24 protein-coding genes are annotated in these 23437 nt (G+C 64.5%); 21 read left to right on the top strand and 3 right to left on the bottom strand.

Annotation, left to right across the window (positions count from 1 at the left end):
• Positions 1-78 precede the first annotated feature (78 nt).
• From BH683_RS22710 to BH683_RS22650, 13 genes are all read left to right on the top strand, one after another.
• Positions 79-1560 (top strand): amino acid permease, encoded by a 1482-nt coding sequence (locus tag BH683_RS22710; protein ID WP_246833549.1) that lies wholly within the window; start codon positions 79-81, stop codon positions 1558-1560.
• Positions 1561-1615: 55 nt separating this feature from the next.
• Entirely contained in the window at positions 1616-2368 is a 753-nt protein-coding gene (dapB, locus tag BH683_RS22705) for a 4-hydroxy-tetrahydrodipicolinate reductase (RefSeq protein ID WP_084838549.1), read from the top strand.
• A gap of 13 nt (positions 2369-2381) precedes the next feature.
• Positions 2382-2861 carry a hypothetical protein gene (locus tag BH683_RS22700; protein WP_084838548.1) on the top strand — a complete coding sequence of 160 codons (480 nt, stop codon included), beginning with the start codon at positions 2382-2384 and terminating at the stop codon, positions 2859-2861.
• Positions 2862-2871: 10 nt separating this feature from the next.
• A complete protein-coding gene (locus tag BH683_RS22695) occupies positions 2872-3318 on the top strand; it encodes an NAD(P)H-dependent oxidoreductase (protein WP_084838698.1) in 447 nt (148 codons plus the stop codon).
• Between the two features lie 78 nt (positions 3319-3396).
• Positions 3397-5547 (top strand): RNA polymerase recycling motor ATPase HelR, encoded by a 2151-nt coding sequence (gene helR, locus BH683_RS22690; protein ID WP_084838547.1) that lies wholly within the window; start codon positions 3397-3399, stop codon positions 5545-5547.
• A 10-nt stretch (positions 5548-5557) separates the two neighbouring features.
• Positions 5558-6370: a thymidylate synthase gene (locus BH683_RS22685; RefSeq protein WP_094647672.1), complete on the top strand. Its 813-nt coding sequence runs from the start codon at positions 5558-5560 to the stop codon at positions 6368-6370.
• Between the two features lie 10 nt (positions 6371-6380).
• Positions 6381-6887: a dihydrofolate reductase gene (locus tag BH683_RS22680; RefSeq protein WP_084838545.1), complete on the top strand. Its 507-nt coding sequence runs from the start codon at positions 6381-6383 to the stop codon at positions 6885-6887.
• Positions 6887-8140, top strand: coding sequence for a crosslink repair DNA glycosylase YcaQ family protein (locus BH683_RS22675; protein WP_084838544.1), 1254 nt, complete (start codon positions 6887-6889; stop codon positions 8138-8140). The genes BH683_RS22680 and BH683_RS22675 overlap by 1 nt, the downstream gene beginning before the upstream one ends.
• 101 nt (positions 8141-8241) lie before the next feature.
• Positions 8242-8994, top strand: a complete 753-nt coding sequence (gene thyX / locus BH683_RS22670) for an FAD-dependent thymidylate synthase (protein WP_084838543.1) — start codon at positions 8242-8244, stop codon at positions 8992-8994.
• 81 nt (positions 8995-9075) lie between these two features.
• Positions 9076-9981 carry a 4-hydroxy-tetrahydrodipicolinate synthase gene (gene dapA, locus BH683_RS22665; RefSeq protein WP_084838542.1) on the top strand — a complete coding sequence of 302 codons (906 nt, stop codon included), beginning with the start codon at positions 9076-9078 and terminating at the stop codon, positions 9979-9981.
• Positions 9978-11936 carry a ribonuclease J gene (locus BH683_RS22660; RefSeq protein ID WP_084838541.1) on the top strand — a complete coding sequence of 653 codons (1959 nt, stop codon included), beginning with the start codon at positions 9978-9980 and terminating at the stop codon, positions 11934-11936. Before dapA ends, BH683_RS22660 begins: the two co-directional genes overlap by 4 nt.
• Before the next feature lie 24 nt (positions 11937-11960).
• Positions 11961-12581 carry a TIGR03085 family metal-binding protein gene (locus BH683_RS22655; RefSeq protein ID WP_084838540.1) on the top strand — a complete coding sequence of 207 codons (621 nt, stop codon included), beginning with the start codon at positions 11961-11963 and terminating at the stop codon, positions 12579-12581.
• Between the two features lie 121 nt (positions 12582-12702).
• A complete protein-coding gene (locus tag BH683_RS22650) occupies positions 12703-15516 on the top strand; it encodes a DNA translocase FtsK 4TM domain-containing protein (protein WP_168187102.1) in 2814 nt (937 codons plus the stop codon).
• Between the two features lie 3 nt (positions 15517-15519).
• Here BH683_RS22650 and BH683_RS22645 read toward each other — a convergent pair whose 3' ends face one another.
• The gene (locus BH683_RS22645) at positions 15520-16236 is read right to left on the bottom strand and encodes an alpha/beta hydrolase (protein ID WP_084838539.1); all 717 of its coding nucleotides are present in this window, start codon (positions 16234-16236) and stop codon (positions 15520-15522) included.
• 72 nt (positions 16237-16308) lie between these two features.
• Between BH683_RS22645 and BH683_RS22640 the strand changes: the two genes are divergently transcribed.
• Positions 16309-17313: a TerC family protein gene (locus tag BH683_RS22640; RefSeq protein WP_084838538.1), complete on the top strand. Its 1005-nt coding sequence runs from the start codon at positions 16309-16311 to the stop codon at positions 17311-17313.
• Between the two features lie 8 nt (positions 17314-17321).
• On the opposite strand, the gene BH683_RS22635 is transcribed toward BH683_RS22640, so the two are convergent.
• Both BH683_RS22635 and BH683_RS22630 read right to left on the bottom strand, forming a co-directional pair.
• A complete protein-coding gene (locus BH683_RS22635; protein ID WP_084838537.1) occupies positions 17322-17606 on the bottom strand; it encodes a YciI family protein in 285 nt (94 codons plus the stop codon).
• A 20-nt stretch (positions 17607-17626) separates the two neighbouring features.
• Positions 17627-18169: an amino-acid N-acetyltransferase gene (locus BH683_RS22630; protein WP_084838536.1), complete on the bottom strand. Its 543-nt coding sequence runs from the start codon at positions 18167-18169 to the stop codon at positions 17627-17629.
• Between the two features lie 113 nt (positions 18170-18282).
• On the opposite strand from BH683_RS22630, the gene pgsA reads away from it, so the two are divergent.
• From pgsA to recA, 7 genes are all read left to right on the top strand, one after another.
• Entirely contained in the window at positions 18283-18948 is a 666-nt protein-coding gene (gene pgsA, locus BH683_RS22625) for a CDP-diacylglycerol--glycerol-3-phosphate 3-phosphatidyltransferase (RefSeq protein ID WP_084838696.1), read from the top strand.
• A 197-nt stretch (positions 18949-19145) separates the two neighbouring features.
• Positions 19146-19475, top strand: a complete 330-nt coding sequence (locus tag BH683_RS22620) for a helix-turn-helix transcriptional regulator (protein WP_084838535.1) — start codon at positions 19146-19148, stop codon at positions 19473-19475.
• Positions 19476-19583: 108 nt separating this feature from the next.
• Complete coding sequence (locus BH683_RS22615) at positions 19584-20396, top strand: PspA/IM30 family protein (protein WP_084838534.1); 813 nt, start codon at positions 19584-19586, stop codon at positions 20394-20396.
• Positions 20397-20535: 139 nt separating this feature from the next.
• Entirely contained in the window at positions 20536-20709 is a 174-nt protein-coding gene (locus tag BH683_RS28765) for a hypothetical protein (RefSeq protein WP_168176739.1), read from the top strand.
• Positions 20710-20733: 24 nt separating this feature from the next.
• The gene (locus BH683_RS22610) at positions 20734-21930 is read left to right on the top strand and encodes a nucleotide disphospho-sugar-binding domain-containing protein (protein WP_084838533.1); all 1197 of its coding nucleotides are present in this window, start codon (positions 20734-20736) and stop codon (positions 21928-21930) included.
• Complete coding sequence (locus BH683_RS22605) at positions 21921-22115, top strand: DUF3046 domain-containing protein (RefSeq protein ID WP_084838532.1); 195 nt, start codon at positions 21921-21923, stop codon at positions 22113-22115. Before BH683_RS22610 ends, BH683_RS22605 begins: the two co-directional genes overlap by 10 nt.
• Positions 22116-22371: 256 nt before the next feature.
• A complete protein-coding gene (recA, locus tag BH683_RS22600) occupies positions 22372-23415 on the top strand; it encodes a recombinase RecA (protein ID WP_084838531.1) in 1044 nt (347 codons plus the stop codon).
• Positions 23416-23437: the final 22 nt, after the last annotated feature.

The following is a 23437-nucleotide window of genomic DNA, read 5'->3' as shown; positions in this document are numbered from 1 at the left end:
GCGGCAATGACCACTACGCAACCCGAGGGCGTGCCCTCACCTCCTCCAGATTCCGCACCCGAAGGCTCCGACGACGGTATGGAGCACTTCGGCTACAAACCAAGCCTGAACCGGAGCATCGGCAAGTTCGCCAGTTTCGCCGCAGGTGTCTCGTATATCTCCATCCTCACCGGCACCTTCCAGCTGTTCTACTTCGGCTTCGGCACGGCCGGTGCGGCGTACCTGTGGTCGTGGCCGATCGTCTTCGTCGGTCAGTTGGCTGTCGCGCTCTGCTTCATGGAGTTGGCGGCGAAGTATCCGATTGCCGGCTCGGTCTACAACTGGGCAAAGATTCTGGGCAGCAAGTTCGTCGGCTGGTTCTCGGGGTGGATGATGCTGACCGCATCCATCGTCACGATTGCCGCGGTGGTGCTCGCACTGGATTCGACCCTGCCGCGGATCTGGTCCGGTTTCCGCGTGATCGGCAGCGACGACCTGTCCGTCACGTCGCCGGAGAACGCGGTCCTCCTCGGGACGATTCTGGTCATCTGCACCACGGTGATCAACGCCTTCGGCGTCAAGTTGATGTCGGTCATCAACAGCACCGGGGTGTTCATCGAACTGATTGCCGCAGTGCTCATCGCGATCATTCTGGCGTTCAACATCGAACGCGGACCCGACGTGTTCTTCTCGACGAACGGGTACGGCGATGGCGTCAGCGGCGGCTACCTGGGGGCATTCCTGATCGCTTCGCTGGCGTCGGGTTATGTGATGTACGGCTTCGACACCGCCAGTTCGCTGGGTGAGGAGACCAATGAACCCAGGAAGACCGCACCCAAGGCGATCCTGCGAGCGATTCTCGCCTCGTTCGTGATCGGCGGCGCGATCCTCGTCTTCGCAATCCTCGCCGCGCCCGACCTGAACGACCCACTGCTGGCCGAGAAGTCCGGTGGCCTGCAGTATCTGGTCGAACAGGTGATGGTCAGCCCGCTCGGCACGATCTTCCTGATCTGCATCGTGATCGCGGTCTTCGTCTGCACCCTGGCGGTTCACACGGCCGCGATCCGGATGAGTTTCGCGATGGCGCGTGACAACGCACTGCCATTCGGTGAGTCGTTGGCGAAGGTCCATCCCAAGTACCAGACGCCCGTCGTGCCGGCGGTGACGATCGGCGTGCTGGCGATCTTGATCCTTGTCATCAACATCAATCAGCCGCAGATCTTCACGGTGCTCACCTCGATCGCGATCATCATGATCTACATCGCCTACCTGTTGGTCACGGGCCCGCTGCTGATCCAGCGGTTCAAGGGAAACTGGCCACCGCCCGATCTCAAGCAGGACGGATTCTTCACGATGGGCAGGTGGGGGCTGGTCGTCAACATCTTCGCCGTGATCTGGGGATTCCTGATGGCCCTGAACCTGGCGTGGCCACGAGAATCTGTCTACGGCGTCGGCTGGTACAACGCCTGGGGCGCCTTCATCTACATCGGGATCATCGCCGGCGTCGGGTTCCTCTGGTACTTCACCGTCGGAAGCCGAAGCATCGGCGTGCTGAAATCACATGCAGCCGAATCCAGGTGATCGCCGTCGGTGACCTGCCAGGAGTGGCGTTCGCGGGCTGACTAGACTCGGCGGGGTGAGCGACCAGATCAAAGTAGGCGTACTCGGTTCCGGCGGCAAGGTCGGGCAGGCCATCGTCGCGGCGGTGGAAGCCGCCGACGACCTCGACTTCAGCGCCGGGGTCGACCAGGGTGATCCGCTGTCGCGGTTCGTCGAATCGAAGACCGCAGTGGTTGTCGATTTCACCCATCCCGACGCGGTCATGGCCAACCTGGAGTTCTTGGTGGAGAACGGCATCCATGCCGTCGTCGGCACCACCGGATTCGACGACGAACGCTTGGATACCGTCCGCGGCTGGCTGGCAGACCATCCCGGTGTCGGAGTCCTCATCGCGCCGAACTTCGCGATCGGTGCGGTGCTGAGCATGAGGTTCGCGCAGCAGGCCGCGAGGTTCTTCGATTCTGTCGAGGTGATCGAGCTCCATCACCCACACAAGGCCGATGCTCCATCGGGTACGGCATATCGCACCGCCCGCCTGATCGGCGAGGCCAGGACGGCTGCGGGCGTCCCCCTCAGTCCCGATGCGACCAGTACCGAACTGGATGGCGCCCGCGGCGCCGAGGTCGACGGGGTCCGGGTTCATTCGGTGCGCCTGGCCGGACTCGTCGCCCACCAGGAGGTCCTGTTCGGAACCCAGGGGGAGACCCTGACCATTCGTCATGACTCGATCGACCGGACATCATTTGTTCCCGGTGTGCTGTTGGGCGTGCGCGCCATCGCGGACCGACCGGGCCTCACGGTCGGTCTCGACGAGCTGATGGACCTGTGAGCGAGTCCTCGACGTGAGCCAGAAACCGAAGGATGCCCGACCGATCGTCATCGGGATCGGCGTGCTCGTGCTGGTACTGGGTTTCTACTTCGTCCTGCTCGGTTCCCGCGCGGTCGATCTGTTGACCAGCGGCGACCCGGTCGGCATCGGCCTGGGGATCGGGGTGCTGATCCTGCCGTTGCTCGGGATCTGGATGGTGGTCGCAACTCTGCGCGCCGGACTGGCTCATCAGCGACTGGCCCGGCGGATGGTCGAGGAGGGTCGAGAGCTCGACGTCTCGGAACTGCCCCGTAGACCATCGGGCCGGATCGAGCGCGATGCCGCCGACGAACTGTTCGCCACGGTCAAAGCAGAGTGGGAAGCCGACCCCGGGAACTGGCGCGCGACCTATCGGATCGCCCGCGCCTACGACTACGCAGGTGATCGCTCTCGCGCCCGCGAGATGATGAAACGCGCTGTGGCGCAGGAGCGGGAAGCCGACTCAGGTGTCTGAGGACGCATCGCTGCCGACGCTGCTCGTCGTGCACCACACCCCGTCGCCGCCGACGCGTGAGCTGCTCGAGAAGGTCTTGGAGGGAGCCGCCGATCCCGAGATCTCGGGAGTCCGGGTCACACCCGTCGCAGCACTGGCCGCGACGGTGCCCGATGTGCTGTCCGCAGATGGCTTCCTGTTCGGCACACCCGCGAACTTCGGTTATATGTCGGGAGCCTTGAAGCACTTCTTCGACACGATCTATTACCCGGTCCTCGGGTCGGTGACCGGGAAACCGTACGGACTGTGGGTACACGGAAACAACGACACCGCAGGCGCGATCTCGTCGATTCGAAAGCTGGCCACCGGGCTCGAGCTCGAGGCAGCTGCTGCGCCGCTGGAGATCACCGAGTTGAACGCTGCAGCACGGGAAGCCTGTTACGAATTGGGTGCCGTTCTCGCGGCAACGCTCGCATAGCGAGTCCTTCCACTTTCAACTTATAGCCCACCCCGGGGCTTGCGGCAAGACCAGGGGGAGCGCGCAGAATCTCTCGCCGTGGCAAACAATCTTCGCTTTCCCAGTGTGTTCGACCTCCCACGCCGGCTCGCGGACAAGGCCGACCCTGCGCTGATCGCGGCCGATCAGACGCACTTGGAGGCCATCGCGCAGAGCCTCGACGACACGATCGCAGATCTCACCTCCCGCCTCGATGCAGCGCGAAAGTCGCCGGGCGGCACCGGCCGCGATGCGATGGACCGAGACATGGAAGTCCACCGGGTGGGTGCCCGACTGCGCGCGCTACATCGCTTCGGCGTAGACCTGTGCCTCGGCCACATGAGGTACGACGACGGTGCCGCGACCGTCTATGTCGGGCGGCTCGGCCTGACCGACACCGACGGGCGCCAACTCCTGCTGGATTGGCGGTCACCGGCGGCCGAGCCGTTCTTCGGTGCGACCCACGCCGACCCGATGGGGCTGTCGAGTCGTCGCCGCTACCGATGGTCCGGCGGCCGGATCACCGACTACTGGGACGAGGTGTTCACCGCCGAAGGCCTGACGAACAGGGCAGCGCTCGACGATCAGTCAGCGTTCATCGCGAGCCTCGGTACGAACCGCTCATCCCGGATGCGGGATGTCCTGGGCACGATCGCGGCAGATCAGGACGCCGTGATCCGTGCGGGGTCGCGGGGAGCGCTCGTCGTCGACGGTGGCCCCGGCACAGGGAAGACCGTTGTCGCGCTGCATCGCACCGCATATCTCCTGTACGCGGACCCTCGCCTCGGGCGTCGCAAGGGCGGGGTCCTCTTCGTCGGTCCGCACCAGCCTTTCCTGGCCTATGTCGCGGGCGTCCTACCCAGTCTCGGCGAGGAGGGTGTACAGCTCTGCACCGTCCGTGATCTGGTCGCAGAAGGAGCTTTCGCCGCGGTGGATTCCGATCTGGAGGCGGCTCGTCTGAAGTCGTCGGCCGAGCTCGTACGAGCAATCGAGCCTGCCGTCGGGTTCTACGAACAACCTCCGGCGAAAGGCATGGTCGTCGAGACCGACTGGACAGACATCTGGGTCAGTCCGGATGACTGGGCCGCGGCCTTCGGTGCGGCGCTTCCGGGCATCCCGCACAACGAAGCGCGTGAGGAGATCTGGTCCGAACTCCTCACGATCCTCTCGGACGGGCATGACGGTGTCGCAGGCAGGCAGCTCCGTAAGGCGTTGCAGGAGAATGAGGATCTACGCAAGACGCTGTATCGGGCGTGGCCGCTGATCGAGGCCACCGACCTCGTCGCAGATCTGTGGTCGGTGCCGGCGTATCTACGTCGGTGCGCTCCGTGGCTCAGTGCTGACGAGGTCGCTGCGTTGAACCGCCGAGACCCCTACGCCTGGACTGCATCCGACCTGCCTTTCCTGGACGCCGCGCGTCGACGCCTCGGCGACCCGGAGGCGACGGGTCGCCGGCGCCGGGACACCGCTGCCGTGGCTGCCGAACATGAGCGGCGCTCAGCGGTCGTCGACGACCTGATCGCGTCCGACGATTCCGAGCTGATGGTCATGTCGATGCTGCGGGGCGATGACTTGAGCCAGGCGCTGATCGATTCAGACGCGGCGGAGCGACCCGATCCAGATCTGTTGGCCGGGCCGTTCGCGCACATCGTCGTGGACGAGGCGCAGGAGTTGTCTGACGCGCAATGGCAGATGCTGCTCGCCAGGTGCCCGTCGGGGAGCTTCACCATCGTCGGAGACCGCGCCCAGGCCAGAGCCGGATTCACCGAGACCTGGCGACAGCGGCTCGGGCGGGTGGGCCTCGACCGCGTCGATGTGACGTCCCTGACGATCAACTACCGGACCCCGGAAGAGGTGATGGCCGAGGCCGAGCCCGTCATCAGGGCGGTGATCCCGGATGCCAACGTACCCACGTCTGTCCGCAGCAGCGGGCAACCAGTCGAATACGGTTTGACGTCCGATCTGCGATCGGTGATCGACACATGGGCCGCCTCGAACTCCGACGGCACTGCCTGCGTGATCGGTGATCCCACGTTTGCGGGCACCGAACGCGTCACGTCGCTGGCACCGGAACTGACAAAGGGTCTCGAGTTCGACCTGGTCGTCCTGGTCGATCCGGACGCATTCGGCGAAGGGGTCTCGGGAACAGTCGACCGCTATGTCGCCATGACCCGCGCGACCCAGCGGTTGGTGATCCTCACCCGCGATTAGACTCGACCGCGTGACGGATGCGGCGAAGATTCCGACCCCCTACGAGGACCTGTTGCGGCTGGTCCTGGACACGGGGACTCCGAAAGCGGACCGAACCGGGACCGGGACGAGGAGCGTGTTCGGACATCAACTCCGATTCGACCTGTCCGAAGGGTTTCCGCTGATCACGACCAAGCGGGTGCACCTGAAGTCCATCGTCTACGAGCTGCTGTGGTTCCTGCGCGGGGAATCCAACGTGCGCTGGCTGCAGGACAGAGGCGTGACCATCTGGGACGAGTGGGCCGATCCGGATGGAGAACTCGGTCCCGTCTACGGCGTGCAATGGCGGAGCTGGCCGACTCCGTCAGGCGAGCACATCGACCAGATCAGTGCTGCGCTCGAGTTGCTCAAGACCAATCCTGATTCACGCCGGAACATCGTTTCCGCGTGGAATGTGGGAGAGATCCCGCAGATGGCGCTTCCACCGTGCCACGCGTTCTTCCAGTTCTACGTTGCCGACGGCAAGCTCTCGTGCCAGCTGTACCAGCGCAGCGCGGACCTGTTCTTGGGGGTGCCGTTCAACATCGCCTCCTACGCGCTCTTGACCCACATGATGGCCGCTCAAGCGGGACTGGAAGTCGGCGATTTCGTGTGGACCGGGGGCGACTGCCATATCTATGACAACCACGTGGAACAGGTCACCACTCAACTTGCTCGCGATCCCTACCCCTACCCGAAACTGGCTTTGGCGGAACGCGATTCCATCTTCGACTACGAGTTCGAAGACATCGAGGTACTGAACTATCGCTACCATCCGGGAATCAAGGCGCCGGTGGCGGTCTAGGGTTCACGTGATGACCATTGCACTGATCTGGGCGCAGTCGACCAGTGGCGTGATCGGACGTGACGGCGACATACCCTGGCACCTTCCCGAAGACCAACGGTACTTTCGCAGGATCACCGGCCACCATCCCGTGGTGATGGGCAGGCGTACCTGGGACTCGTTGCCCGAGCGGTTTCGTCCCTTGCCGAACCGGGAGAACCTGGTGATCACCAGGCAGCGTGACTGGCTCGGCGACGGCGCGCAGAGTTTTCCTGACGTCGCGTCGGCGCTGGCGGCGGCCGAACAGCTCGACGACACGGTCTTCGTCATGGGTGGTGGTGAGATCTACCGTGCCGCAACCGATGTCGCCGACACCGCCTACGTCACCGAGATCGACATCGAGATCGGCATCTCCGGCGGGGACACGCTCGCACCAGAACTCGACCCCGACCGCTGGACCCTGGATGCCGACGAGGACTGGCGCGTATCGGCCTCAGGCCTGCGGCACCGCTTCCTTCGGTACACGGCGAAAGCCTGATGGTCGCCAACCGCTCCGTTGTCAAACCTGCAGGGGCCGATGACCTTTCGGCGTCGCAGGCCCGTCGATTGGCATTGGCTGCCCAGGGTTTCGCGGATCGGCAGCCCGCGGCAGCAGTCAACCGCCGCCACCTGCAGCGGATGCTGTCGAGAACCAGGCTCATCCAGATGGACTCGGTCAGTGTGGCGGTCCGCGCCCACTACATGCCGATGTTCAGTCGGCTCGGACCGTACGACCGGACCGTGCTCGAGCAGGCCGCATGGGAGCCCACCGCGCGGCGCCCGGCCCTGCTGGCGGAGTACTGGGCACACGAAGCTGCACTCATCCCGATCGAGCACTGGCCGCTGTTCCGTTGGCGCATGCAGGACTACGCGCACGGTCGATATCGCGAGGCGATCGGCGACAAGAGAGCCGCCGATCTGCGGACGCGCATTCGCGAGGCGGTCTCGGAGGTCGGTCCCAGCACCAGCGGCATGCTCGAAGATCACCTGGGCCACGAGAAACGACCGAAGAAAGGTGCGTGGTGGGATCGCAGCCAGGTCAAATACCTGTGCGAAGTGATGTTCGCCGCGGGGGAGCTGTCGGCGACTCGCCGTAGTGGCTTCACTCGCTACTACGATCTCGCCGAAAACGTCGTCGGTGAGTACGCGAACCTCGAGATCCCACGCGAGGAGGCTGTCAGGTCGTTGGTGGCGGGGTCGGTCGTGGCCCTCGGCGTGGGCACCGAGGCGGACATCCGCGACTATTACCGATTGAAGCCCGGACCCGCCCGCGAGGCACTGGCCGACCTGGTGGCCGCGGGGGAGGTCCGGCAGGTCCGCGTGGAGGGGTGGGACAAACCCGCCTACCTGGACCCCGGCGCCAAGGTCCCGCGAGCCATCAATAGGTCGACCTTGCTGAGTCCGTTCGACCCACTGGTGTTCTTCAGGCCCCGGACGGAGCGTTTGTTCGACTTCCACTACCGCATCGAGATCTACGTTCCGGAGGCCAAACGGGTCCACGGTTACTACGTCCTGCCGTATCTGATGGGAGATCGGCTGGTGGCCAGGGTCGACCTGAAGACCGACCGATCCGGCAATCGGCTGCTGGTACTCGGTGCATTCGCCGAAGCCGGCGCGGATGCGCCGTTCGTCGCGGACTCGCTGGCGACAGATCTGTCGGCGATGGCGAGCTGGCTCGGCGTCGAACAGATCGTCGTGGGTGATCGCGGCGACCTCGCGCAGGCGCTCCGCACGTCGATTCGGCGCCGCTGAACCCGTCTTCGGGGTGCGCCGCCGCGAGGTCGCGTGTCGACGAACTTCTCGGGTAGGGGAGAATCAGCACTCACACCCGCGGCGAGAAAAGAGGAACTGCAGTGTCGGAAATGGTGCCGTTGAAGGTGCAACTGGTGGCGAAATCGTCTTTCGAGGCGCCCACCGACGTGCCTTGGAGCACCGACGTCGACGGCAGTGAGGCGCTTGTCGAGTTCGCAGGCCGTGCCTGCTACCAGAGCTGGGACAAGCCGAATCCGCGCACGGCGACCAATGCCGGATACCTCAGGCACATCCTCGAAGTCGGTCATCTGTCGCTGCTCGAGCACGCGACGGTGACGTTTTACATCACCGGTATCTCACGGTCGTGCACCCATGAGCTCATCAGACATCGGCACTTCTCGTATTCACAGCTGTCGCAACGTTTTGTGCCGGAACATGATTCGAATGTGGTGCCGCCGCCGGCGATCCGCGGTGACGAAGAACTCGAAGCACTGTTCGTGGCGGCGACCGACGCGAGCAGGCAGGCCTACTCCGAACTGTTGACCGCGCTGGAGGAGAAGTTCTCCGACGTTCCCAACAACATCCTGCGCCGCAAGCAGGCGCGTCAGGCGGCCCGTTCGGTGCTGCCGAACGCCACCGAGACCAAAATCGTCGTCACCGGCAATTATCGCGCTTGGCGGCATTTCATCGGCATGCGCGCCACCGAGCACGCCGACGTCGAGATCCGCCAGCTGGCCATCGAATGTCTGCGTCAACTCACCGACGTCGCACCGACGGTCTTCGGCGACTTCGAGATCGGGACCCTTTCCGACGGCACCGAGGTGGCCACATCGCCCTTCGTGTTCGAGGGCTGAGCGGGGCGTCACCGGTTCACCGAAGGCGCGAGGCGCCGCGGCGTCACTCGGTGCCCGGTGGCTCCGGTAACCTTACCGACCATGACCACCGGTGAGACGCAACCGCAGAGCTTCCCTTTCGGGACAGTCAGTGTTGCCATGGTGACGCCGTTCACCGTTGACGGAAAGCTTGACCTCGACCGAGCCGCCGAGCTCGCAGACAAGTTGGTGACCGGTGGGTGCGACGGACTCGTCGTCTCCGGAACCACCGGCGAGTCCCCGACGACCACACCGGCCGAGAAGCTGGATCTGCTGCGTGTGGTGCTCGACACGGTCGGTGACAGAGCGCGAATCGTGCAAGGTGCGGGCAGCTACGACACCCGCGAGAGTGTCTGGTTCGCCAAGGAGTCCGCGGCGCTCGGGGCGCACGGGTTGCTGGTGGTGACGCCGTATTACTCCAGGCCGCCGCAGACGGGTCTGCTCGCCCACTTCACCGCAGTCGCCGATGCCACCGACCTGCCGGTCCTGCTCTACGACATCCCGCCGCGCTCGGTGGTCCCCATCGAACATCGCACATTGCTCGAGTTGTCGCGCCACCCGAACATCGTCGGCGTGAAAGACGCCAAGGGTGATCTGAACTCGGCCGCGTCACTCATGACGGACACCGGACTGCAGTATCTGTCCGGTGAAGACGCACTGAACCTGCCCTGGCTGTCGATCGGGGCTGCGGGATTTGTCAGCGTCATCGGACACCTGGTTCCGGATCGGTTGCGCGACATGCTCGAAGCCGTCAACAAAGGAGATCTGGTGCGCGCCCGCGAACTGAATGTTTCGATGATCCCGCTCGTCAACGCGATGGGTCGCCTCGGTGGCGTCACCATGGTCAAGGCGGCGCTCCGCATCGTCGGGATGGACGTTGGTGATCCCCGGCTCCCGCAGGTGCCGGCCAGTGGCCCCCAGATCGAATCGCTGATCGCTGATCTGCGTGCAGCCAAGGTGCTTTCATGACCACGCCAGAGGGTGGCGGACGTAGGCGCGGCAGGGTCGTCCGGCAGGCCGGACCGCCGTCGGACCCGCCCCCGGTGAACGCTGCGCCGCCGGCGACGGTGGAACCCGTGGCCCCGCCTGCAGCTGATCCCGTGGTCGAACCGCAGGCAGCGAAAGCCGCTCGGGCTGCTAAACCTGCTGCTGCAAAACGGACGTCGCGCGATCGCAAGGGCGGCAAGTCCGGACCGCAGAAACGCAACGAACCGAAGGTGGTCGAAGGAACCGACCGACTCGGAGTCCCGCCGAAGCTGCCCAAGGGCGGGATGCGGATCGTCGCACTCGGTGGAATCGGCGAAATCGGCCGGAACATGACTGTTTTCGAGTACGACGGCCGACTGCTCATCGTCGATTGCGGGGTCCTGTTCCCAGAAGATGCCCAACCCGGCGTCGACCTGATCCTGCCCGATTTCCGTTACATCGAAGATCGCATCGATGACGTCGAGGCGATCGTCCTGACCCACGGCCACGAGGACCACATCGGAGCGGTCCCGTTCCTGCTGCGGCTGCGTCAGCAGATACCGGTGATCGGCTCCAAGTTCACGCTGGCACTGCTGGCGGCGAAGTGCAAAGAGCATCGGCTGCGTCCGAAGCTCATCGAGGTCACCGAGGGCGAGCATTCGACGCACGGTCCATTCGACTGTGAGTATTTCGCGGTCAACCATTCGATCCCCGACGCGCTCGCAGTTGCGATCCGCACGGGCGCGGGCGTGGTGCTCCATACCGGTGACATCAAGCTCGATCAGCTCCCGCTCGACGGCAGGCTCACCGACCTCGCCGGTTTCTCGCGTCTCGGTGACGAGGGCGTGGACCTGTTCCTCGTCGACTCGACCAACGCCGAGGTCCCCGGGTTCGTCATGCCCGAACGCCAGATCGGTGGGGTGCTCGACCAGGTCATCGGAAAGGCCAAACAGCGCGTCATCGTCGCATCCTTCGCCAGCCACGTGCACCGCATCCAGCAGGTCGTCGATGTCGCGCACACCCACGGCAGACGGGTCACCTTCGTCGGCCGGTCGATGGTCCGCAACATGCAGATCGCGCAAGAACTCGGTTACCTGCGAGTTCCTGACGGCGTGGTGGTCGACCTCGACACCGCGGCGAGTCTGCCGGATCACAAGCTCGTCCTGATCTCGACGGGATCGCAAGGCGAGCCGCTGTCCGCCCTCTCTCGGATGGCGCGCGGCGAGCATCGCCAGATCAACATCCGTGCCGACGATCTCGTGGTCCTGGCGTCGTCACTCATCCCGGGTAACGAGAACTCTGTCTTTGCCGTCGTCAACGGGCTGGCTCGTCGTGGGGCCACCGTCGTCACCCAGCAAAGCGCAAAGGTCCACGTGTCCGGCCACGCCTCGGCGGGCGAATTGCTGTATCTCTACAACGCGGTGCGTCCTTCGAACGTCATGCCCGTGCACGGTGAATGGCGGCATCTGCGCGCGAACGCCGCACTGGCGGAGGCGACCGGTGTGCCGGCCGACGCGGTTGTGCTGGCCGAGGACGGGGTCGTCGTCGACCTCGTCGACGGGAAGGCCCGTATCACCGGCCGGGTCCCGGTCGGCTATGTCTACGTCGACGGCCTGTCGGTCGGTGATGTGGGGGAGTCGACCCTGTCCGAGAGGCTCGTACTCGGTGAGGGCGGCTTCATTGCGATCGCGATCGTCATCGATGCGGCCACCGGTAGGGCGATCAGTCCTCCCGAGGTGTCGGGTCGAGGGTTCTCCGACGATCCGACGGCGCTGAAAGAAGCGGCAGACCTGGTGGAACAGGCCTTGACCCAGATGGCCACCGAGCGGGTGACCGACACTCATCGCATCGCGCAGACGATTCGCCGGATCGTCGGTCGCTGGGTTGCCGACAAGTACCGTCGTCGCCCGATGATCATCCCGACCGTGCTCACGGTCCGCGAGGGATCCGACAACTAGCAGTCTGGCAACTAGGGTGTTCACATGACCATTGCCCAAGATGAACGCGCCGCGCTCGCAACCACCCTGCGAGCGGTTGGCCCCGATGCGCCCACTCTGTGCGAAGGCTGGACTGCGCGCGACCTCACCGCTCACATGATCGTGCGGGAATACCGATTGGACGCCTCGCCCGGCATTCTCATCTCGGCATTCGCCGGACATACCGAAAAGGTCCAGAACCAGGTCGCGGCGGGGGACTGGGATGCGATGGTCACCAAGTTCGCCGCGGGGCCGCCGCTGTTCTCGCCGCTGAAGCTCGTCGATCGATTCGTGAACATCACCGAGATGTTCGTGCACCACGAAGACGTTCGACGCGGTAGCGCCGAGTGGGAGCCCCGCGCACTCGACGCTGCCAGCACGAAGGCAGTGCTCGGTCCCTTGAAGGCCATGGGGAAGCGGGCAATTGCGAAGTCGCCCGCGACGGTCGAACTGGTCACTCCTGCGGGCGAACAGATCGGTGTCGGGGGTCGCGGACCCATCGTTCGAGTCACCGGCGAACCCCTTGAACTGCTGTTGTTCGCCTTCGGCCGGTCGAAGACCGTGCTGGACTTCTCCGGCGACGTGGACGCGATCGCTGCGGTGAAGGCCGCCAAGCGCGGCTTTTGATCGAACATCCCAGGTCAGCGAAGTTGGACCAGGTCGGTCTCCGGTCACGAATCTGACACGGCCCGCGATACGCGTGTTGTAGATGAGGTAGGTGTGACTGTTGCCGACTAGGCTGTCAGCCATGGCAACCAAGTCCACCGCCCGTCGTTCTGGCGCGTCGGCTCGAAGTTCTGCGCAGGCAACCAAAGCCGGCGCCAAAAAGGCTGCGCCGCGCAAGGCGGCTCCGAAGAAGGCCACAACGGCCACCGGACCGAAGAAGACGGCAGCAAAGAAGTCCGGCGTGAAGAAGGCGGCGGCGAAAAAGTCTCCCTCGACGCGGGCCGCGACCAAGAAGACCGCAGCGACCCCGGCACGTCCGGTGCGTGAGCGTCGATCGGTCGCCAAGGCCGTCGGTAATGGGGTCGGGGCAGGCTGGGGAATGCTTGCGAAAGGTGTCGGTTCGGTTGCCCGGGTGGGTTCGCGAGATGGCGACCGGGACTATGACGAGCGGATCTACGATACCGGCGACGGCTGGGACGAGACCGGCGGCGATGTCGGCGGCGACTGGGACGCGCGATCCGACGGCGACCACGGGCCCGAGCACACCCAGGGCAGAGATGGGATCGCCCTGGTATTGATCGCGGCCGCGATCGTGATGATCGCAGCGATCTGGTTCGACGCCGGCGGTCCGGTCGGTGCCTTCGTCGACTCCGCCACCCGCGCGGTACTCGGATCTGTTGCGGCCCTGGTTCCGGTCGTATTGATGGTGATCGGCTTCGCGCTGATGCGCCATGCGCCGAATCCGCGCGGCCGTGGCCGTTTCATCGGCGCAGCGCTGCTCATCGGATTGCCGCTGCCGGGACTGTTTCACATCTTCTCGGGCATGCCGAACGACCTCGACGGCAGGCAGGGCGCGGGGGGCTTCATCGGTTTCGCGGTGGGCGGCCCTCTCACCGACGGTCTCACCGCCTGGCTGTCCGTCCCGATCCTGCTGCTGTGCATGGCGTTCGGGTTGTTGCTGCTGTCGGGTCTCACGGTCCGCGAACTCACGGCAGTCGTGGGTTCCTACCTCGGAATCGGTGTCGATCGTGAATGGGACGACGAAGAACCCGATGATGACGAGGATGTCGACGGTGGTTACGCAGACACCGCGTTCGGCGACCCCTACGACAACTACCCGCCTGACGACCACCCGACAGCTGCCGGATCGGAAGCGTTGCGCAGACCGCCACGGCGCCGCCAGGCAAGTGCGGTGACCGCTTCAGAAGCCTTGACCGAACCGATCATCGACGACGACGGCCCGACAGCGGTGACGGCCGCCATCACCACCCCACCCGTCGGAGCAAAACCGGTGCGCAAACGGCCGGTGCCCAAGCCGACGCCGAAGCCCGCCCCAGACGAGGACGACGATGACCTCGGCGGCGACCACGACGCACTGGTGGTTGATCGCGCGGTCGAAGGCGACTACAAACTGCCCCCCGCGAGTCTGCTGATCGACGGCGATCCGCCTAAGTTGGGTAGCGCGGCCAACGACGAGATGATCGATCGGATCTCGGCCGTCCTCGAGCAGTTCAAGATCGATGCCGCCGTCACCGGTTTCACCCGTGGTCCGACCGTGACCCGGTACGAGGTGGAACTCGGACCCGGTGTGAAGGTGGAGAAGATCACCGCGTTGCAGCGCAACATCTCCTATGCCGCCGCCACCGACAACGTTCGATTGCTCGCCCCGATCCCGGGCAAGTCCGCGGTGGGCATCGAGGTGCCGAACAGCGACCGAGAGATGGTCCGCCTCGCGGACGTACTGACCGCGAGTTCGACCCGGAAGGACAAGCACCCGCTCGTCATCGGTCTCGGCAAGGACATCGAGGGGGACTTCGTCACCGCGAACCTCGCCAAGATGCCCCACTTGCTCGTTGCCGGTTCCACCGGTTCGGGTAAGTCCAGCTTCGTCAACTCGATGCTGGTGTCCCTGCTCACCCGCGCCACCCCTGATGAGGTCAGGATGATCCTCATCGACCCCAAGATGGTGGAACTGACTCCGTACGAGGGTATTCCGCACCTCATCACGCCGATCATCACTCAACCGAAGAAGGCTGCCGCTGCCCTGGCATGGCTGGTCGAGGAGATGGAACAGCGCTACCAGGACATGAAGTCATCTCGGGTCCGCCATATCGATGACTTCAACGCGAAGGTGCGTTCAGGCGAGATCTCGACCCCGCTCGGTTCCGAGCGGGTCTACAAGCCGTACCCGTACATCCTTGCGATCGTCGACGAGCTCGCCGACCTGATGATGACCGCTCCGCGTGACGTCGAAGACGCAATCGTCCGAATCACCCAGAAGGCCCGTGCCGCGGGTATCCACCTCGTGCTGGCAACTCAGCGTCCCTCGGTGGATGTGGTTACGGGGTTGATCAAGACGAACGTCCCCTCGCGCCTGGCGTTCGCGACGTCCTCGCTCACCGACTCCAGGGTCATCCTCGATCAGCCCGGCGCGGAAAAGCTGATCGGTATGGGTGATGGTTTGTTCCTGCCCATGGGCGCGAGCAAGCCGGTGCGCATGCAGGGCGCCTTCATCACCGACGAGGAGATCCAGGCGGTCGTCGACTTCGCCAAGGACCAGAGCGAACCCGACTACACCGAAGGCGTGACCGCCAAGAAGGTGTCGGACAAGAAGGACATCGACTCCGATATCGGCAACGACCTCGACGATCTGCTGCAGGCGATCGAACTCGTGGTGACCAGTCAGTTCGGCTCGACCTCGATGCTTCAGCGCAAGCTCAGGGTCGGTTTCGCCAAAGCAGGTCGCCTGATGGACCTGATGGAGACCCGGGGAGTGGTGGGCCCGTCGGAGGGATCGAAAGCGCGCGATGTGCTCGTGAAGCCCGAGGACCTGGCCGGGGTCATCGCTTCGATCACCGGTGGCGGTTCCGATACCGACGGCGATCCGGACGACTGAGGGTCATGCGCGCCGCGCCGAGGCGATGAGAAGGTCTGCCAGACGTTCTGGGTCACTGAAAGGCGACATGTGTCCGGCGTCGGCCAGCACCGTCATCCGGGCCCCGTCGATTCGGTCCGCCATCTCACCCATCGCGGCAACACTGGAGACGGGGTCGCGATCGGCTGCGATCACCGTGGTCGGCGCGGTGATCCGGCCGGTGCGGTCAGAGCAATCGAAACGCGAGATGGCAGCCAGGGCAGTCGCCCACTGCGTGCGATCGGCGCGCTCGAGCGTGGTCCGGGCGTACCGCACCGCAGGCCCGTTCGCATCGATCTCGGCGGCGCTGAACCAGCGCTGAATCGATTGCGAAGGATCGATCGGTGAATTCCGCACCGTCTCGGCCAGTTGCGCAAAGGCCGGGAACGGGGTGTCGCGGGTACACAAGAGCGTCAGCGATGCCACGGAGGCGGGGGCCTGCAGAGCGAACTCGAGCGCGACCTGACCACCGAACGAGTGCCCGACCACGTGCAGTCGACGCGCATCCTGACAGTGTCGTGCTATCAGGTCACCGGCCAGTTCCGCCTGAACATCAGGTGAACTCTCGGTGGCCGTCAGGGTTGGCATGACTGCGTCTGCAGCGGTCGCTGCGGGCAATAGCTGCACTAGAGGCGCCCAAACCGCAGGCGTGAGCGGCACTCCGTGCAGGAGCAACCAGGCGGAGGTGTTGCTCTCACTCATCGAGATCTCCTCGAACGTTCGGTAAAGTCATCTTTACTGTTTGACTGGAACTGCTGCTTGGAGGCTGCGACTGTGCACGTGTCATCGACCGTGTGGATCATCACCATCCTGGTGATCCTGGGCTTGTTCATCTTCGACTTCTTCGCCCACGTGCGCGTTCCGCACGCCCCCTCGATCAAGGAATCGGGGTTCTGGTCCGCTTTTTACATCACAGTTGCGCTCATCTTCGGTGGGTTCGTCTGGTGGAAGTGGGGTTCGACGTCGGGCACCGAGTACTACGCCGGCTTCGTCACCGAGAAAGCGCTCTCGGTGGACAACCTGTTCGTCTTCGTCATCATCATGGCCAAGTTCGCGGTGCCGCGCGAGTATCAGCAGAAAGTTCTGCTGTTCGGGATCATGATGGCGCTCGTCATGCGCGGAGCGTTCATCGCCGTGGGCGCGGCAGCCATCAACGCATACTCGTGGGTCTTCTACCTGTTCGGTGCATTCCTGATCTACACCGCGATCAAACTCGTTCGCGAATCCGGTCACGAAGAGGAAGCGGAAGAGGAACGCGACAGCCGCATCCAGGTTTTCGTCAAGCGGGTCCTGCGCACCACCGACAACTACGACCGCGACAAGCTGTTCACGAAAGAAAACGGTAAGCGCCTGGCGACCCCGATGCTGATGGTCCTCATCGTCATCGGCTTCACCGACGTGCTGTTCGCGCTCGACTCGATCCCGGCGATCTACGGACTGACCTCCGAGCCCTACATCGTGTTCACCGCCAACGCGTTCGCCCTGATGGGTCTACGGCAGCTGTACTTCCTGCTGGGTGGTCTGCTCGACAAGCTGGTCTACCTCTCCTTCGGCTTGTCGTTCATCCTCGGGTTCATCGGCATCAAGCTGGTCCTGCACGCCCTGCACGAGAACACGCTGGGCTTCATCAACGGAGGCGAACACGTGAAGGTGCCGGAGATCTCGACTCCGTTGTCGCTGTCCGTGATCGTCGGAACGCTGGTGATCACCACCGTCGCGAGCCTGCTGAAGTCGAGATCCGATGCCCGTAAGGCGGACAAGACCGAGCTCAGTCCGTAAAGGAGTACTCAGTCGGTGATGGGTCCGAACACCGGCGTCCACTCGGTGATGGTCGTCGCATCGATCGCAGCGACGGGCACGTAAGGATCACCGGCGAGGATCGTGGACAGAGAATCGACGTCGGGCGCGTTGAAGATCAACAGCGCGCCCGACCCGTCGGTGTACGGTCCCGATGCCTTTAGCACACCGTCGTCGAGTAGCGATTTCAGCCAGGTTCGATGGGTGGCGCGGGTTTCGTCGCGGACCGATGCGGTGCCGGCCGAGAACGTGTAGGTGACGAGATAGGTCGACAAGGTTCCACTTTCGTTGTGATCTACAGGTTTGCGATCATCCTGGTGTTGCCCAGGGTGTTCGGTTTGACGTAGCTGAGGTCGAGGAACTCGGCGACACCGGCGTCGTAAGAACGGCACATCTCCTCGTAGACCTCGGAGGTGACCGGGGTGCCCGCGATCTCGGTGAAACCGTGTTTTGCAAAGAAGCTGGTCTCGAAGGTCAGGACGAAGACCCGGCTCAACTGCAGTTCCCGGGCCATCTCCATCAACCGGGCGACGAGCTGGTGTCCCACGCCGTGTCCGGCGTGCGCTTTGTCCACGGCCACCGTGCGCACCTCGCCGAGGTCGGCCCACAGCACGTGCAGTGCACCACATCCGACCACAGTGCCGTCGGCCTCTGCGACCCAGAACTCTTGAACTGCTTCGTAGAGGGTGACGAGGTTCTTCTCCAACAGGATGCGGCCGGCGTACTGGTCGATGAGTTCTTTGATGCGCGGTACGTCGGAGGTGCGGGCGCGTCGTACTGTCACCGCGGTCGCGGGTGCGGCGGCAGCCTGGTGTGTGGAGCGCTCGTCAGATGCCATGGATGAACAGTAATACGAGCGCCGCGTACCCCTGCCGGTGACCGCGACGGCCGCCGCCTATCCTGTGCGTGTGGGTATTGGGCAACGCAGATCACCGGAACCAGGTGCTGCCCATGGCTGATCGTTTGCGGCGCGAGGTCAACGACCCCGAAGCCGATCCCATCTCGGACCCGGTCAGCACCGATGTCCCGGTACTCAATCTCGCGAACATCCTGACCATGTTCCGCATCGCGCTGGTGCCGGTCTTCGTGGTGGTCCTGTTCGTGGACGATGGTGACAATCCGTGGTGGAGGACCCTGGCCTGGGGCATATTCGCTCTCGCAGCGGTCACCGATCACTACGACGGCCGGATAGCGCGCCAGCGTGGACTGATCACCGATTTCGGCAAGCTGGCGGATCCGATCGCGGACAAGGCGCTGATCGGGTCGGCGTTGATCGGCTTGTCGGTTCTCGGTGAGCTCCCGTGGTGGGTGACGGGCGTGATCCTCGCCCGCGAACTCGGAATCACCGTCTTGCGGTTCTGGGTGCTGCGTCACGGGGTGATCCCGGCCAGTCGCGGCGGCAAGCTCAAGACCCTTCTGCAGGCAGTCGCGATCGGGCTGTACATCCTGCCGTTGCCCGGCTTGTTGCATTGGCTTGCGGTGATCTTCATGGCCGCCGCGCTCGTCGCAACGGTGGTCACCGGCGTCGACTACGTGTGGCAGGCCTTCGCGAAGAGGGCGCAGCGACGCCGGGATGCGGCCGCAGCCCGGCAGATCGACGGTCGCAGTCACCGCTGACGTTTCGGCCGACTCACCGGCGTCGGAGCGCATGTCACCGTCCGGCGATCGATAAGATATTCGTCTAGTCTCGTTCACACGGTCGATCGCTGAACCGTCGACCGGCCGGGTGCGTGCGTCACGCGCACTCACCGAGTTCCGGGAACGGAATCGAGCCGTGTGGCGTTGGACAGACTGATGTGTTGAGGAGGACTCATATGGCACTGCTTTTGCGGGAAGCGCTCGGTGGCAGCCTGCGGCGGGTCCGCATGGATCAGGGTCGAACGCTGCGCGAGGTCTCGACGAGCGCCCGGGTCAGTCTCGGGTACCTGTCGGAGGTCGAACGCGGCCAGAAGGAAGCGTCGAGCGAATTGCTCGCGGCCATCTGCGACGCACTGGCTGTCGAGATCGCGGACGTGTTACTCGATGTGCGGGACACCTTGCGTACCGATCCCGAACACGTGACGCCGCAGGGCGCGCACGCGAACATCGCCACCGAGACCAAGGTGGTCATCCCCGCCCCGGCATCTGCGCTCGCGGCCGCTTGATCGGTGTCTCGTGCACCCCGTGTCGCGGCCTCTGCTGTTTCAGCTCGGGCCAGACGATAGATTAGACATCGAACTGCTCGGAATCGGACTTCAAGACAAGGCAGGGCAATGGCTAACCCATTCGTGAAGGCGTGGAGATACTTGATGGCGTTCGGCAACGCCAAGATCGACGAGAATGCCGACCCCAAGATTCAGATCCAGCAGGCGATCGAGGATGCGCAGCGCCAGCACCAGGCGCTGTCGCAGCAGGCGGCAGCCGTCATCGGTAATCAGCGGCAGCTCGAGATGAAGCTCAACCGGCAGCTCGAGGACATCGAGCGTCTGCAGGCGAACACCCGACAGGCGCTGACCCTCGCGGACAAGTCCGCCTCGGCCGGCGACACCGCGAAGGCGACCGAGTACACCAACGCGGCCGAGGCCTTCGCCGCCCAGTTGGTGACCGCAGAGCAAAGTGTCGAGGATTTGAAGAATCTGCACGACCAGTCGTTGCAGGCCGCAGAACAGGCCAAGCGTGCCGTCGAGCAGAATTCGATGCAGCTGCAACAGAAGCTCTCCGAGCGCACCAAGCTGCTGAGTCAACTGGAACAGGCGAAGATGCAAGAGCAGGTCTCTGCCTCGCTCAACCAGATGAGTGAACTCTCGGCGCCCGGCAACACCCCGAACCTCGAGCAGGTGCGCGACAAGATCGAGCGCCGGTACGCCAATGCTCTCGGATCGGCTGAGCTGTCCCGCAATTCGGTTCAGGGCCGGATGATGGAGGTCCAGCAGGCCAGCGTGCAGATGGCAGGCCATTCCCGGCTCGAACAGATCCGCGCCTCGATGGCAGGCGAGTCCTTGCCTGCCGGTGAGTCCAGCGCCACGCCGGCGGCCGATCCGGCCGCGGCTCTGGGGCCCAACATCGAGAAGCCACAAGCGAACTGAGTGGTCGATCGACCGATCGGTGGCACTCGGGGTAGTCCCTGAACTTCCACCCATCTTGGCTGCTTTTCCGTGACACCGGGTCATACCCCTGGCACCGTTGTGGTCACCGGAGACGAACACCGGAATGAGGAGAAGCATCATGTGGTGGAAAGTATTGCTCGCAGTTCTGGTCGTGTGGCTGGCCTTCGGCCTGATCATGGCGCTGGTCAAGGGGTTGCTGTACATCCTGGTGATCGGTCTCGTCATCCTCGGCATCGTGTCCGTGGTCAAGTGGGCGAGTTCTGACAAGCAATCCACGCGTTCCGGCCTGTAGTTGACCCGTACTCATGCCGGCCCGTTGCGGGTCGCGCTGGTGGCGGGCTCCGATGCGGGACACGCCCTGCCGGTGCTGGCGTTGGCGGAGCTGTTGCGAGACAGGGGTAGCGATCCGGTCGTCTACACGGGTGCGGGTTGGATCGAGACAGCGGCGGTACGCGGCCTGCAGGTGAGAGAGCTCCCGGGCCTGGTTGCCGATCGCGATGACGACGATTCGGATGCGGGCGCCAAGCTCGGCGTCCGAGCCGCCCGAATGTGCGAGTTGCTCGTCCCGTTGCTTCGGCGCGAGCCTCCTGATCTCGTGGTGTGCGATGTCATCACCGTGTGCGGCGGGTGGGCTGCGGAAGCCCTGCGCATCCCCTGGGTGGAACTGTCGCCCCATCCGCTTTACAGTCCGTCGCGCGCGTTGCCACCCATCGGCAGCGGCCTGGCACCAGGGGCCGGCGTCGGAGGTCGACTGCGGGACGCCTTGATGCGGGCCGCCACCGACAGGTCCATCGCCACCGGCCGACGACAACGACAATCGGCTCGTCGCCAGATCGGCCTGCCCCCAGGTGAACAGGTCCCTGCTGCGCGGCTGATCGCCACCCTGCCGGCCCTGGAGGTCCCGAGACCGGACTGGCCGGACGAGGCCGAGATCGTGGGTCCGTTGTTGTGGGAGCCCACAGACGTGGTGTTCACCCCACCGTCCGGCGATGCGCCGCTGGTGGTCATCGCACCGTCCACCGCCACCACGGGTACGGCCGGTCTCGCCGAGACGGCTCTGCAGGCGCTTGCCCCGGATCTGTTGGGCAGGCCGGTGCGCGCTGTGGTCTCCGGCCTTGCGCCGGCGGTGAGTGACCTGCCGTCGTGGGCGATTGCCGGGCACGGCCGACAGGACCTGTTGTTGGCCGAGGCCGCGCTGGTGATCTGCGGCGGCGGACACGGCATGCTGGCCAAGTCCCTGCTCGCCGGGGTACCCCAGGTACTCGTCCCCGGCGGTGGTGACCAATGGGAACTCGCCCAGCGAGCCCGGCGATGGGGGTGTGCCGAGGTGGTGCGTCCCGCCACCGTGCAGGGGTTGAGTGCTTCGTGCCGAAAGGTGTTGGACAGCACATCTTTTGCCGAGTCGGCCCAGCGCGCGGGCAGCAGTGCCGCCGACACCGTCGATCCCGTGGCGGTCTGTGCCCGCGCGGCGGGCGGCCCGGGGGCTTCGCTACTCTCGGTGGCGTGCGACTGACCGAATTCGCCGAACTCATCAGCTCTGAGTTCGGCGCCACCACCTCGGATTCGTTGCTCGTCGACCACGTGCTGACCGATCTGGGTGGTCGGACGGCAGCGCAAGCCCTCGAGTCCGGGGTCGATCCCAGGGATGTATGGGTCGCGCTCTGTCGCGACTTCGATGTTCCCCGCAGCCGCTGGTAGTTCTCTCATCTCTGTCGGCGTGTCATCGCCGTATGTCTTTGACTCGAACACGCGTTCGCCTACAGTGGGTGGCAGATAGAAGCGGCGATGAGAAATGTCGAGACCGGGGATTCGCCGGACAAGTGAATTGTCAGAGGGCTCCTCTAGCGTGACGTCAGTGCGCAAAGAGACGCCGAATACGCGAAAACGAGCCCGATCCCGCCAGACCGGCGGCACCACCGCCGACAACTCGGCCCAACCACCACTAGGGGTAACCATGGCAGCTCAACCAGACCGCGAAAAGGCCCTCGATCTGGCCTTGGCCCAGATCGACAAGAACTACGGCAAGGGGTCGGTGATGCGTCTCGGCGAGAACGCTCGCCAGCCGATCGCCACCATCCCCACCGGTTCGATCGCGCTGGATGTCGCGCTCGGAATCGGTGGCCTCCCACGTGGCCGCGTGGTCGAGATCTACGGTCCGGAGTCCTCGGGTAAGACCACGGTGGCGCTGCACGCGGTTGCCAACGCCCAGGCAGCCGGCGGTATCGCCGCCTTCATCGACGCGGAGCACGCGCTGGATCCGGACTACGCGCAGAAGCTGGGCGTCGACACCGACGCGCTACTGGTGTCGCAGCCTGACACCGGTGAGCAGGCCCTCGAGATCGCCGACATGCTGATCCGCTCAGGCGCGCTGGACATCCTGGTCATCGACTCGGTGGCCGCGCTGGTCCCTCGTGCGGAGATCGAGGGCGAGATGGGCGACAGCCACGTCGGTCTGCAGGCCCGTCTCATGAGCCAGGCGCTGCGCAAGATGACCGGCGCCATGAGCAACACCGGCACCACGGCGATCTTCATCAACCAGCTGCGCGAGAAGATCGGTGTGATGTTCGGTTCGCCCGAGACGACGACCGGCGGTAAAGCGCTCAAGTTCTACGCCTCGGTGCGGCTCGACGTGCGTCGGATCGAGACCCTCAAGGACGGCACGGAAGCCGTGGGCAACCGCACCCGCGTCAAGGTGGTCAAGAACAAGGTTGCGCCGCCGTTCAAGCAGGCAGAGTTCGACATCCTGTACGGCCAGGGCATCAGCAAGGAAGGTTCGCTCATCGACATGGGCGTGCTGCACGGCTTCATTCGCAAGTCGGGTTCCTGGTTCACCTACGAGGGGGAGCAGCTCGGTCAGGGCAAGGAGAATGCTCGTAAGTTCCTCCTGGAGAACACCGAGATCCGCGACGAGGTCGAGAAGAAGATCAAGGAAAAGCTCGGTATCGGAGCTGTGCTGACCGCCGATGACGAGGTCGCACCCGCCCCTGTCGAGTTCTAGCAACGTATCGAGTTCTAGAAGG

This window comes from Williamsia sp. 1138 (assembly GCF_002095435.2).
In the GTDB taxonomy this organism is placed as follows: domain Bacteria; phylum Actinomycetota; class Actinomycetes; order Mycobacteriales; family Mycobacteriaceae; genus Williamsia.
Note: the sequence above shows the minus strand (reverse complement) of the source record. Positions and strands in the feature narration are given on the sequence as shown.